This is a genomic window from Streptomyces sp. NPDC051136 (assembly GCF_044455745.1).
In the GTDB taxonomy this organism is placed as follows: domain Bacteria; phylum Actinomycetota; class Actinomycetes; order Streptomycetales; family Streptomycetaceae; genus Streptomyces.
Genome location: NZ_JBITFE010000001.1, coordinates 332025 through 344050, shown reverse-complemented (window position 1 = coordinate 344050; position 12026 = coordinate 332025). Strand labels below are relative to the sequence as shown.

10 protein-coding genes are annotated in these 12026 nt (G+C 72.6%); 3 read left to right on the top strand and 7 right to left on the bottom strand.

The window, feature by feature from the left end:
• Nucleotides 1-16: 16 nt before the first annotated feature.
• The 5 genes from ACIBCJ_RS01380 to ACIBCJ_RS01360 all read right to left on the bottom strand — a co-directional run bounded on the left by ACIBCJ_RS01380 (nucleotide 17) and on the right by ACIBCJ_RS01360 (nucleotide 7606).
• Nucleotides 17-3037 (bottom strand): glycoside hydrolase family 38 C-terminal domain-containing protein, encoded by a 3021-nt coding sequence (locus ACIBCJ_RS01380; RefSeq protein WP_365978820.1) that lies wholly within the window; start codon nucleotides 3035-3037, stop codon nucleotides 17-19.
• Between the two features lie 63 nt (nucleotides 3038-3100).
• Complete coding sequence (locus tag ACIBCJ_RS01375; protein WP_365978821.1) at nucleotides 3101-4393, bottom strand: glycosyl hydrolase; 1293 nt, start codon at nucleotides 4391-4393, stop codon at nucleotides 3101-3103.
• A gap of 64 nt (nucleotides 4394-4457) precedes the next feature.
• On the bottom strand, nucleotides 4458-5378 hold the full coding sequence (locus ACIBCJ_RS01370) for a carbohydrate ABC transporter permease (protein ID WP_362091610.1): 921 nt from the start codon (nucleotides 5376-5378) through the stop codon (nucleotides 4458-4460).
• Nucleotides 5375-6307: a sugar ABC transporter permease gene (locus tag ACIBCJ_RS01365; RefSeq protein WP_362091607.1), complete on the bottom strand. Its 933-nt coding sequence runs from the start codon at nucleotides 6305-6307 to the stop codon at nucleotides 5375-5377. The genes ACIBCJ_RS01370 and ACIBCJ_RS01365 overlap by 4 nt, the downstream gene beginning before the upstream one ends.
• A 6-nt stretch (nucleotides 6308-6313) precedes the next feature.
• Nucleotides 6314-7606, bottom strand: coding sequence for a sugar ABC transporter substrate-binding protein (locus tag ACIBCJ_RS01360; RefSeq protein ID WP_365978822.1), 1293 nt, complete (start codon nucleotides 7604-7606; stop codon nucleotides 6314-6316).
• A gap of 215 nt (nucleotides 7607-7821) precedes the next feature.
• On the opposite strand from ACIBCJ_RS01360, the gene ACIBCJ_RS01355 reads away from it, so the two are divergent.
• Together ACIBCJ_RS01355 and ACIBCJ_RS01350 are read left to right on the top strand one after the other, a co-directional pair.
• The gene (locus ACIBCJ_RS01355) at nucleotides 7822-8868 is read left to right on the top strand and encodes a LacI family DNA-binding transcriptional regulator (RefSeq protein WP_362091601.1); all 1047 of its coding nucleotides are present in this window, start codon (nucleotides 7822-7824) and stop codon (nucleotides 8866-8868) included.
• A gap of 125 nt (nucleotides 8869-8993) precedes the next feature.
• Complete coding sequence (locus ACIBCJ_RS01350; protein ID WP_365978823.1) at nucleotides 8994-10340, top strand: amidase family protein; 1347 nt, start codon at nucleotides 8994-8996, stop codon at nucleotides 10338-10340.
• Between the two features lie 39 nt (nucleotides 10341-10379).
• Here ACIBCJ_RS01350 and ACIBCJ_RS01345 read toward each other — a convergent pair whose 3' ends face one another.
• Together ACIBCJ_RS01345 and ACIBCJ_RS01340 are read right to left on the bottom strand one after the other, a co-directional pair.
• Nucleotides 10380-10862 carry a GNAT family N-acetyltransferase gene (locus tag ACIBCJ_RS01345; RefSeq protein ID WP_362506729.1) on the bottom strand — a complete coding sequence of 161 codons (483 nt, stop codon included), beginning with the start codon at nucleotides 10860-10862 and terminating at the stop codon, nucleotides 10380-10382.
• 56 nt (nucleotides 10863-10918) lie between these two features.
• Entirely contained in the window at nucleotides 10919-11092 is a 174-nt protein-coding gene (locus ACIBCJ_RS01340) for a hypothetical protein (RefSeq protein ID WP_133885075.1), read from the bottom strand.
• Nucleotides 11093-11567: 475 nt separating this feature from the next.
• Between ACIBCJ_RS01340 and ACIBCJ_RS01335 the strand changes: the two genes are divergently transcribed.
• Nucleotides 11568-12023, top strand: coding sequence for a hypothetical protein (locus ACIBCJ_RS01335; RefSeq protein ID WP_365978824.1), 456 nt, complete (start codon nucleotides 11568-11570; stop codon nucleotides 12021-12023).
• Nucleotides 12024-12026 lie beyond the last annotated feature (3 nt).

Below are 12026 nucleotides of genomic sequence, written 5' to 3'. Positions count from 1 at the left end.
CGGGCCCGCCGGGGCGCTACGCGCGCCTGAACCGCAGGGTCACCAGCTGGAACGGACGCAGCCGTACCGCGATCCGGTCGCCGTCCAGCCGGGGGGCCTCCGCCTCCGCGAGCGGGCGTTCCAGCAGGTCGCACACCTGCACGTCGGTGGCCGCGAACCCGGTGGTGAGCGTGGCGCGGACCCGGCCGCCGTGGGCCTCGTGGAAGCGGACCACGACGTCGCCGCTGCCGTCGTCGGCGAGCTTGACGGCGGTGACGACGACCGCGTCCCGGTCCGCGGTGACGAGCGGGGCGACCTCTGCGGCGCCGCTGAGGTGCCGCTCGGGCAGGTTGATCCGCCAGCCCTCGCGCACCGCGTCCCCGATGCCCGCGCCCGGCACCAGCGCGTGCCGGAACCGGTGCACGCCCTGGTCGGTCTCTGGGTCGGGGAAGCGCGGGGCGCGCAGCAGGGAGACGCGCACGGTGGTGGTCGTGCCGAGGTCGCCGTCGGTGCGGACGGTGCGGGTGACGTCGTGGCCGTACGTCGAGTCGTTGACCACCGCGACGCCCCAGCCGGGCTCCTCCAGGTGCACGAAGCGGTGGTTGCAGGCCTCGAACTTCGCTGCCTCCCAGCTGGTGTTGGTGTGGGTGGGCCGGTGGAAGTGCCCGAACTGGGTCTCGGACGCGTACCGTTCGGCGTGCACGTCGAGCGGGAAGGCGAGCTTGAGGAACTTCTCCGTCTCGTGCCAGTCGACCTCGGTGTCCACCTCCAGCCTCCGCTCCCCCGGTGCCAGCGTCAGCACCTGGGTGACGCGGGACGAGCCGAAGGAGCGGACGACGCGCACCGAGGCGCCGTCGTCGCCGGGGACGACCTCGTCGGCGTCGGTGAGGTCGGTGACGGTGTGGCGGTAGAACGCGTCGACGTCCCAGGCGTCCCACATGTTCGGGAAGTCGGGGTGCAGCTGGAGCAGGTTGCCCGCCCCGCCCGGCGCGATGGTCTCGCGGTCGGCGGCGAGGTCGTACGCCGAGACGACCAGTCCCCGCTCGTCGATCTCGACGCGGAGCAGGCCGTTGTCCAGGACGTGTCCGCCGCCGGGGCGCGGGCCGAGGTCGGTGCGGCCCTCGGTGGCGGGGGACGCGGCGCCGCCCGCCGGGACCGAGGCCCGCGGGTGCGGGGCGGAGTTGAAGACCAGCGGGGTGTCGCCCTCGCCGGCCAGCGCGCGCTGGGCGGCGTCGATGATGCCGTTCAGTTCGGCGGCGACCCGGTCGTAGGTGGCGCGGGCCTCGCGGTGCACCCAGGCGATGGAGGAGCCGGGCAGGATGTCGTGGAACTGGTGCAGCAGGACCGTCTTCCAGATGCGGTCCAGCTCGTCGTACGGGTAGGGGAACCCGGCGCGCACGGCGGCCGTGGCCGCCCACAGCTCGGCCTCGCGCAGGAGGTGCTCGCTGCGCCGGTTGCCCTGCTTGGTCTTGGCCTGGCTGGTGAGGGTGGCGCGGTGCAGTTCGAGGTACAGCTCGCCGACCCAGACCGGCGGCTCGGGGTTCTCCGCCTCGGCCTTCTCGAAGAAGGCGTGCGGGGTCTCCCACTCGACGGTGGCCGAGCCTTCGAGGTCGCGCAGCCGGGCCGCCTTGGCGACCATCTCGCGGGTGGTGCCGCCGCCGCCGTCGCCCCAGCCGGTGGGGGCCAGGGAGTGCCGGGCGACGCCCTTGTCCTTGAAGTTCCTCGCCGCGTGGGCGATCTCGCTGCCCTTCATCGAGCAGTTGTAGGTGTCGACGGGCGGGAAGTGGGTGAAGATCCGGGTGCCGTCGATGCCCTCCCAGCGGAAGGTGTGGTGCGGGAACTTGTTCGTCTGCGACCAGGAGATCTTCTGCGTCAGCAGGTACTTGGCCCCTGCCGCCTTGATGATCTGCGGGAGTCCGGCCGCGAAGCCGAAGGTGTCGGGCAGCCACGCCTCGTCGTTCTCGACGCCGAACTCGTCGAGGAAGAACCGCTTGCCGTGCACGAACTGCCGCGCCATCGCCTCCGAGCCGGGCATGTTGGTGTCCGACTCCACCCACATGCCGCCGGCCGGCACGAACCGCCCGTCCGCCACGGCCTTCTTGACCCGCGCCCACACCTCGGGCCGGTGGTCGCGCACCCACGCCCACTGCTGGGCCTGGGACATGGTGAAGACGAAGTCCGGTTCGTCCTCCAGGAGGGCGGTCATGTTGGAGGTGGTGCGGGCCACCTTGCGCACCGTCTCGCGCAGCGGCCACAGCCACGCCGAGTCGATGTGCGCGTGGCCGACGGCGCTGATGCGGTGCGCGGAGGGCACGGCGGGCGCGGACAGCACCTCGGTGAGGCGGGAACGCGCCTGCTCGGCGGTGCCGCCCACGTCCTGGAGGTCGATGGCGTCCAGCGCCCGGTCGACGGCGCGCAGGATCTCCCAGCGCCGCGGCGACTCCACCGGCAGCTCGGCCATCAGTTCGCCGAGCACCTCCAGGTCGAGCACCAGGTTCCACACCGTCTCGTCGAGGACGGCGAGGTCCATGCGGGCGAGCGTGTACTGCGGTTCGCCGCCCGCGGTGTCCTTGTCGCCGAGCTGGGTGGGCACGAAGGGGTGGTAGTCGAGGATCACGGGGTTGGAGGCCGCCTCGACGTGCAGGCGGACCTCCTCGCCGCCCTCGACGGGGGCGCCGATCCGCACCCACTGGTTGCGCGGGTTGAGGCCCTTCACCGGGGTGCCGTCGGGGCGGTACACCAGGCCCTCGCACTGGAAGCCGGGCATGTTCTCGTCGAAGCCGAGGTCGAGGATCGCCTCGACGGTCCTGCCGGCCCACGCGTCGGGCACGGTGCCGGTGACGCGGAACCAGCTGGTGCCCCAGGGCGCGCCCCAGCGGGCGCCGACCTCGATGGGTTCGGGCTCGGCCGCGAGGCCCTCCTCGACCGGGACGGGCTCGCCCGGCGCGTTCCAGACCGCGACCTCCAGGGGTACGGACTCGGGGTACAGGGCGGGGCGGACGCGCTCGTCGAGGACGCGCTTGAGGCGGGCTTCGACCAGGCTGCGGTCGTCATGCATGCGGGTGCTCCGGGGTCGGGGGCGGGTGGTTGCCGGGGGTGGACCACGAGGACGGGGCCGGTGTCAGGTACAGCTCCCCCGCCGGGCGCGGTCCGAACCGTGCGGGACGGGGACGGTGAGCACGGCGTCGGGCGTGACGACCTCGGTGATGCCGCGCGCCGTGAGGTGCCCGGGGTCCGCGGCACGCGTGTCGAGGACGGTGGTGGGGCGGACGCCGTCGGCGACCAGCCGGAAGAAGGCGTCGAAGACGGCACCGCCGGGCGCGCAGGCCGGGCGCGCGGCGGGGTCGGCCGGGACGACGAGGGCCGTGGTGCGCGGGGCCGGGGCGGGACGGGCGCCCGTTCGGACCGCGCGTGCCGCGCTCGCCAGGGCCCGCGCCGTGTCCTTGGGGCGGCGGTCGTTGGTGAGGATTCCGAGCCCGTACTCCAGCTCGGGGAAGTCGGCCAGCGTCCGGGACACGTCGTGGGAGCACCACCAGGTGACGCCCCACAGCCCGGGGCAGTCCAGGGCGTTGGCGACGGTGGCCTCGGTGAAGGCGGCGGCGTGCTCGGCGGGGACGAGGGGTGCGGGGGCTCCGACCTCCTGGAGCCAGACCGGGCGGCGCGGGTCGTCGGCCCATGCCTTGCTCAGCTCGATCAGGTAGGCGGCGTGGTGTTCGCTGGGCACGGAGGTGCGGCCGTGGCGCTGGGCGGTGCCGTTGAAGACCCAGGAGTGCACGGCCGTGACCGCGCCGCGCCGGGCGGCCTGGGCGGGGGTGAAGGGCTGGTCGTCCTGGTACCAGGTGGCGTCGTACTCGGCGTGCAGGTGCATGCGGCCGGGGGCGCCTTCCTCGCAGGCGGCCAGCATCCGCTCCAGCCAGGCGTCGATCTGGTCGCTGGTGGCGCGGTCCGGGTCGGGGTGGGGGCCCGCGGAGAACTGGTTGACCTCGTTGCCGAGGGTCATGCCGAGGAAGTTGGCCCGGCCGGCCAGGGCGGCGGCGAGGGTGCGCAGGTAGGCGGCCTGGCCGTCGATCACGTCCGGGTCGGTGAACAGGTTGCGGCGGTGCCAGGTGCGGGTCCAGGCCGGGACGAAGTCGAAGCTGCTCAGATGGCCCTGGAGACCGTCCACGTTGACGTCGAGGCCGCGTTCGCCGGCCGCGTCGACCAGCGCCACCAGGTCCTCCACCGCGCGTTCGCGGATCAGGGAGCGGTTGGGCTGGAAGTAGGGCCACAGCGGGAAGACGCGGACGTGGTCCATGTCCAGGGCGGCGACGGAGTCCAGGTCGGCGCGCACCGAGTCGAGGTCGAAGTCGAGCCAGTGGTGGAACCACCCGACGCTCGGTGTGTAGTTGACGCCGAAGCGCACGGCAGAGGGCATGCGGGTGTCCTTGCTACGGGGGCGTGGGAGAGGTACGGGGTGCGGACGGCGGCCTCGGCCGGGATCAGCCCTTGACGGCGCCCTCGCCCACGCCGCGGAAGAAGTACCGCTGGAGACAGGCGAAGAGGACGATGAGCGGCGCCACGGCGATGACCGTGCCCGCGGCGACCAGGCGTTCGTCGTTGGCGAAGGTGCCGTGCAGGTAGTTCAGGCCGATGGTCAGGGTGAACTTGGAGGGGTCGCTCAGCACGATCAGCGGCCACAGGAAGTCGTCCCAGGCGCCCATGAAGGCGAAGATCGCGACGACGGCGAGGGTGCCCTTCACCGCGGGCAGCGCGATCCGGCAGAAGCGCTGCCAGACGTTGGCGCCGTCGACGAAGGCGGCCTCCTCGATCTCGTAGGGGAGGTTGAGGAAGGCGTTGCGCATCAGCAGCACGTTCAGGGCGCTGACGCAGCCCGGCAGCACCACGCCGACGAGGGTGTTGTTGAGGCCCAGCTCCCGCATGGTGGTGAACTGGGCGATGACGATGCCCTCCACCGGCACGAGCATGGCCAGGACGAACACCAGCGCGGCGACGCGCCGGCCCCGGTAACGCAGCCGGGCCAGGGCGTATCCGGCGAGCGCGGCGCCGACGCAGTTGGTGACGACGTTGGCGGCGGCGACCTTCAGCGAGTTCAGGGCGTAGTCCCAGACCGGGATGGTGTCGGCGACCCTCTCGTAGTTGTGCAGGGTGGGGTCGCCGGGCAGGAACCTGGGCGGGGAGCTGAAGATGTCCTCGGTGGGGCCCTTGAGCGAGGTCGACAGCTGCCACAGGAACGGGCCGATGGTCAGGGCGAGGACGCCGAGCAGGAGCAGGTAGCGCAGGGCCAGTTCCCAGACGCGTACGCGGCGCCCGTGCTCGTCGGTGATCCGGGGTTCGCGTTCCCGGGTCCGGGGGGTGTCCCGGTGCCCGCCGGCCGGCCGGGTCTTCTCGGCGAGGCTCACGACTCCTCCTTCCGGTCGGCACGCAGGACCAGCAGCATCAGGACGACGGTGACGGCGAAGACGACGACGGAGAGGGCGGAGGCGTAGCCGACCCGGCCGGTCAGGCCGGTGCCGGTGCGCTGGACCAGCATGACGAGGGTGGTGTCCTCGCCGGCCGGGCCGCCGCTGGGGCCCGCCATCAGGTACACCTCGGAGAAGACCTTGAAGGCGGCGACCGAGGACAGGGCCGCGACCAGGACCATGGTGGAGCGGACGGCCGGCACCGTGACGGACAGGAAGCGGCGGACCGCGCCCGCTCCGTCCACCGCGGCGGCCTCGTGCAGCTCGCGGGGCACGTTGGCGAGCGCCGCCAAGTAAATGATCATGTAGTAGCCGAGGCCCTTCCAGACCGTGACGGCCATCGCGCTGAGCAGGATCAGCCACTGGTCGCTGAGGAAGCCGACCGGACTCGCGCCGAGCGTCTCCAGCAGGGAGTTGACCAGGCCGCGCTCGTCGAGGAGCCAGACCCAGATCAGTCCGACCACGACGATCGAGGCGACGACCGGGGTGTAGAAGGCCGACCGGAAGAAGGTGATGCCGGGGATGTGCCGCTGCACCAGCAGCGCGAGCAGCAGCGGCAGCAGGACGAGCGCGGGGACGACGCCGAGGACGTACAGGGAGCTGTTGCGCAGGCCGATCCAGAACATGTCGTCGTGGAGCAGCTCGCGGAAGTTGTCGAGGCCCACGAACTCGCCCGGGACCAGCGTACGGCGGTCGGTGAGGGAGTTGGCGAGGGTGGAGACGAACGGATACAGGATGAAGGCGCCGGTGACCAGGAGACCGGGGGCCGCGAACAGCCAGGGGCTGGCAGGCAGTTGGCGCCGCACGCGCCGGGCGCCGCCGCGCTTGCCGGTGCCCGGCGTGCCGGTGGTGAGGGTGGGGCTCGCCATGACGCCTCAGCCCTGCTGCTGAAGGAGCCGGTCGCACGCCTTGACAGCGTTGTCGAGCGCTTCCCGGGGGCTCTGCTTGCCCTGGAGCGCCTTGGCGACCTCGTTGCGCAGCTCGGTCTTCATCTGCTCGCTGAACAGCACGGGCGTGTAGTTCACGGCACCCTTGAGCGACTTGGCGGCGGCGACCCGGACGCGGGTCTCGTCGGTGCCGTCCTCCTTGGTGAAGTACGGGTCGTCCAGCGAACCGGCGGTGCTCGGGAAGATGGCGACCTGCTTGGCGAACGACATCTGGTGGGCCGCGTCGGTGACGTGGTGCGCGAAGGCGACCGCGGCGGGCTTGCGCTGGCTCTGCGCGTTGACCATCAGGCCCATCACGTACATGTTGACGTGTCCTGTGCTGGTGATCTGGTCGGTGATGCCGATGTTCCTGTACAGGTTCGGCGCCTGCTTCCTGAAGTTGGCGAGGTCGAGTGCGCTGCCCGGGTTCATGGCGACGGCGCCGGTGAGGAACTTCTTCCCGGAGGACTCGGGGGTGGCGGTCAGCGCCTGCGGGTCGAGGGCCTTGGCGTCGTACAGCTCCTTGTAGCGGGTGAGCAGCCGCACGCCCTTGGCGTCGTCGAACGCGAAGCCGGTGCCCTCCTTGTTCATGAGCGGGACGCCGTAGCGGCCGAAGTCCTCGATGGTGGGCACGTTGGCGAGGGTGGCGACCTCGCCGTCGGTCCGGTCGGCGATCTTCAGCGCGGCGTCGAAGACCTCGTCGTAGGTCCTCGGCGGCTGCTCGGGGTCGAGCCCGGCCTTCTCGAAGAGGGACTTGTTGTAGAAGAGCGGACCGGTGTTGAGGTACCAGGGGAAGGCGTACGTGCCCTCCATGCCCGGTATCCGGTGGCTGGCCCAGGCCCCTTCCAGGTACTCCTTCTCGTACTGGCCGGCGGCCTTGTCCAGGTCGAGGGCGAGACCCGCCTGGGCGAGCGGAGCCACCAGGTCCGGGGAGACGTTGACGACGTCGGGCAGGGTGCCGCCGGCGGCGTCGGCGCTGATCTTGTCGGCGTAGCCCTCGCCGGGCTGGTCGACCCACTTGACGTGGGTGCCCGGGTATTTCTTCTCGAAGTCGGCGATCAGGCCCTCGAAGTAGTCCTTGAAGTTGGCCCGCAGGTTCCAGGTCTGGAAGGTGATGTCGCCCTCCACCTTTCCCGAGGCGTCGGTCGAGCCACTCCCGTCGCCTCCGGAACCGCAGGCGCTCAGCGGCAGGACGAGGGCGGCTACGGCGGCTGCGGCGAAGGTTCTGCGCGAGGTGGGCACGGTGACACGTCTCCCTGGAGGACGTCGGCGGTGGGATGCCAGCGACCATGCCCGGCGATTCCGCGGAAAGTCAATGGACTCGCGCCAACTAAAGAATCAGGAGGAACATTAGTGCAGGTCAGAGCAGTAACAGGGGAGTCTTGTCAAGAAGCACTAATGCGCTTTAGGATCACCGCACTCAAGCGCATTAGCTCACCCTGAGGAAAGGAGCGCGCATGCCGGCCAAGCGGCCCGCCGCGCGCCGGCCGACGATGAAGGACATCGCGCGGCGGGCCGGAGTCTCCGAGAGCGCGGTGTCGTTCGCGCTGAACGACCGGCCGGGGGTCTCCGAGATCACCCGGGACCGGGTGCGCCGGGTGGCGGAGCAGCTCGGCTGGCGCCCCAGCACGGCCGCGCGCGCGCTGTCCGGGGAGGGCGCGGCGACGGTGGGCTTCGTCCTGGCCCGGCCCGCCGACACCCTCGGTGTGGACTCCTTCTTCCTGCAACTGGTCTCGGGCATCCAGGAGGTGCTGGCCGGCCGCCACCTGGGGCTGCTGTTCCAGGTGGCGCGGGACGTCGACGACGAGTGCGCGGTCTACCGGCGCTGGTGGGCCGAGCACCGGGTGGACGGTGTCCTCGTGGTGGACCCGCGCACCGACGATCCGCGTCCGGACCTGCTCGACGAACTCGGCCTGCCCGCCGTGGTGATCGGCGGGGAGCCGGACGAGCGGCATCCGGGGCTGTCGACGGTGTGGGCGGACGACGCCGGGGCGATGGCCGCGCTGGTGGACGCGCTGCACGCGCTCGGGCACCGGCGGATCGTGCACATCGCCGGGCTGCCGGACCTGGCCCACACCGATCGCCGGGTCCGCGCCCTGCGCGCGGAGGCCGGACGGCGCGGTCTCGGCGAGGTCGAGTCGATGACCACGGACTACTCGGACGCCGAGGGCGCGGCCGTCACCCGCCGGGTCCTGGAGGCGCCCGCTCCGCCGACCGCCCTGATCTACGACAACGACGTGATGGCCGTCGCCGGGGTCGCCGCCGCGGCCGAACTCGGCTTCTCGGTACCGGCGGACGTGTCCGTGGTGGCCTGGGAGGACTCGGCGCTGTGCCGCATGGTCAAGCCGTGGCTGTCCGCCCTGTCCCGGGACAGCGTGGAGTTCGGCCGCACGGCGGCGACGGAGCTGACCGCCCTCCTCGACGGCGGCCCGGCCCGGACGGTGCGGGTGCCGCTTCCGCGGCTGATCTCGCGGGACAGCACGGGGCCGGCCCGGCCGGTGTGAGCGGGAGCGCGGGACGACCGGGCGGCCCGCTCTCTCGACGTACGGGCGCCGGGACGAGCAGAGTACTGTCCTGCGTACTCACCAGTAATCCCGCATCCCGGTTCCCGCACCCCGAGGAGACCTCCGTGACCGACTGGGCCGGCCGTACCGCCGTCGAGATAGCCACCGCCGTACGGGAGAAGCGGGCCGGGCCCCGCGAGGTGGTGGCGGAGCACCTGGCCCGCATCGACCGGCTGGACGGCCGTGTCGGCGCCTTCCGTACGGTCCGGGCCGAGGCGGCGCTCGCCGAGGCCGAGGAGGTGGGGGCCCGGGGCGATCTGGGCGAACTGCCGCTGGCCGGTGTGCCGGTCGCGGTCAAGGACAACCTCGCGGTGCGCGGGGAGACCATGCGCGTCGGCTCGGCCGCCACGTCGCACACGCCCGCGGACGCCGACCACGTCACCGTGGCGCGGTTGCGAGCGGCCGGCGCGGTGGTGGTGGGGCTGACGAACGTGCCGGAGCTGTGCGTGTTCGGCACCACCGACGGGCTGCTCGGCACCGCCCGCAACCCGTGGGACCCGGCCCGCTCCGCGGGTGGTTCGTCGGGCGGCAGCGCGGCCGCGGTCGCCGCCGGGATGGTGCCGCTCGCGCTCGGCAACGACGGCATGGGCTCACTGCGCATACCCGCGGCCAACTGCGGTCTGGTCACCCTCAAACCGGGTCACGGCGTCGTGCCGGCCGGCATCGGCGAGGTCGACTGGTTCGGCATGTCCGAGAACGGGCCGCTGGCCACGACGGTCGAGGACGCCCGTCTGATGCTCGCCGTCCTGGCGGACCGGGCACTGCCGGACCGCGAGGACTCCGGCGCCCTCCGCGTCGCCGCCTCGCTGCGCAGCCCGGTGGCCGGCGTCCCCGTCGCCCGGCCGTACGCGCACGCGGTGCGCGAGGCGGCCGGGGTCCTGATGAAGGCGGGGCACCAGATACGGCGGGCGGACCCGCCCTACCCGGCGTCGCTGAGCCTGACCGCCCTGACCCACTGGACGGCCGGCACGTCGGTGGACGCGCGGGGCCTGGACCGGCGGCTGCTGACCCGGCGCACGCGGGTGCACGCGGCGCTCGGGCGGCGCTTCGTCGGCCGGGTGGCGACCGGCGTGGACCGGGAGCGGCTGCGCCGGCGCCTGGAGCCGTTCTTCGCCGAGTACGACGTCCTGCTCACCCCCGCGCTGGCCCGCCGCTCCCCCGAGGCCGGTCCCTGGCACGAGCGGGGCTGGTTGCGCAACATGGTGGCGAATTCCGCGTACTCGCCGTTCACGCCGCCGTGGAACCTGACCGGCTGGCCCGCGATGTCGGTGCCGCTGGACACGCCGGACTCGGGCGCGCCCCGCTCCGTGCAGCTGGTGGGGCGCCCGGGGTCGGAGGCGGCCCTGCTGGAGCTGGCGGAGCGGATCGAGGCGCTGCGGCCCTGGCGGCGGACGGCGCCGCTCGGCCGATGACGGCTTCAGGGCGCGGTGGTCCTGCGGGACGCGGTCGTCCTACAGGGCGCGGTGCATGATGTGCAGGCCGACCCGCCCGTGCCGCGGGTGGTCGAAGGCGTCCGGCACCGTGCCCAGGACGGTGAAGCCGAGGGAGGTCCACAGCCGCACGGCGGGGTTGGTCTCGACGACGGCGTTGAAGACCATGCCCCGGTAGCCGTCGGCCCTGGCGGCCGCCAGGACGTGCTCCGCGAGGGCCCGTCCGGTGCCCCGCCCCGCCCGGTCGGGGTCGACCATGAACCCCGCGTTGGCGATGCGGGCGGCGGGACCGCCGTAGTTGGGGGTGACGTAGGCGGAGGCGACGACGGCGCCGGTGTCGTCCTCGACCGCGTAGACGCGTTTGGCGGGGTTCATCCACAGGGCCCGGGCGTCCTCCTCGGAGGTGTCCGGGTCCCAGGCGTACGTTTCGCCGGCGGCGACGATGCGGTGCCAGAAGGGCCAGATGTGCGGCCAGTCGCCGGCCGTGGCTTCCCTGATCAGCATGGGCGTGAGTCTGGCACGCCCATGCGCGGGCGATCTCGGCGGACGGCCCGGGCGGGTCAGTCCACGCTCGGCAGGATGTGCGGCTCGGCGAGGTCGTCCTCGTAACCCGCCAGGCGGATCGGGGCGGAGCGCGCCCACACGTCGAGGATGCCGATCTCGCCGGGCCGGCGGCCACGTCCGCCGCGTTCTTCGATGCGTTGCTCCGGGTTCGTCGTCGTTTCCGGTGTCACCGCGCACTCCTTATGTGTCGGGTCACCCTCGAGGGCTCTGCGCGCCAGTCTCCTGTCCGGCACTCGGCGCCCGCTGGGATGTGAGTCGGATGCAGTCAGGACGCGGTGGCGCCGGCAACTCGTTCGGAAGCAGGCCGTTGTCGACCGGCTTGTCCCATGACGGACCTTGGGTGCGGGTAGTGCCCTCTCCTGCCGCCCGTCCGATCCAGACTAACCAAATGAGCGGGGGTGCGCTCTATGGGGCTCGAAAGATGGGAGAAGCATTGCCCTTCGAACGGTGCGCAGTTGGCCCAAGTCTGCCCCGGAACGTTCACTTCCGCACCGTGCGCGAGTCACCCGTTCGGCCCACGGGGACGTCCACACCTTCGATTGCCCGCCGTGGCGGGCCGCACAGTTCAGGTGCCGTTGGCTGCGTCGCAAGCTCGCCATGGTCTGCTGCCCGTCGGCAACGGCTGTCTCGTGGGAGGACCGAGGCATGGAACTGCGCAGCGTCGAGGAGCTGATGGACCTGCTGTACGCCTGCCGGGGCGGGCGGGCGGCAGCCGAGCCCGGGGGCGGGCCCGGTGACGGAGCCGGGGATGCGCACGGGCACGCGCTGCGGACGGCCGCGCTGCTGCGCCGGCGCCACCCGGCCGACAAGGAGTTGCAGCTCGCCGGACTGGTCTCCCCCGTCGGCCGGCTGCTGTGGCCCGGCGACCCGGCGTCCCGGACCGCCGACGCGGTACGGCCCCTGCTCGGCGCCCGCGTCGCCCGCCTGGTGCGCCGTCAGGCCCACCCCGAGGCGTGGGCCCACGACGACGACCTGGCCAGCCTGCGCCAGGCGGACGACGAGGCCCGCACCGCCGCCTTCGACGCCGGGGTCCTGGAGGACTGGCGCACGGTACTGGAGCTGACGGCGGCCCGGAACTCGCGGCTGGGTCTCGTGGACTGAGGC

Bases quoted from the DNA above. Each gene is read 5' to 3' on its own strand.
- ACIBCJ_RS01335 (WP_365978824.1), top strand. From the start codon at position 11,568: ATGGAACTGCGCAGCGTCGAGGAGCTGATGGACCTGCTGTACGCCTGC.
- ACIBCJ_RS01355 (WP_362091601.1), top strand. From the start codon at position 7,822: ATGCCGGCCAAGCGGCCCGCCGCGCGCCGGCCGACGATGAAGGACATC.
- ACIBCJ_RS01380 (WP_365978820.1), bottom strand. From the start codon at position 3,037: ATGCATGACGACCGCAGCCTGGTCGAAGCCCGCCTCAAGCGCGTCCTC.
- ACIBCJ_RS01375 (WP_365978821.1), bottom strand. From the start codon at position 4,393: ATGCCCTCTGCCGTGCGCTTCGGCGTCAACTACACACCGAGCGTCGGG.
- ACIBCJ_RS01345 (WP_362506729.1), bottom strand. From the start codon at position 10,862: ATGCTGATCAGGGAAGCCACGGCCGGCGACTGGCCGCACATCTGGCCC.
- ACIBCJ_RS01365 (WP_362091607.1), bottom strand. From the start codon at position 6,307: ATGGCGAGCCCCACCCTCACCACCGGCACGCCGGGCACCGGCAAGCGC.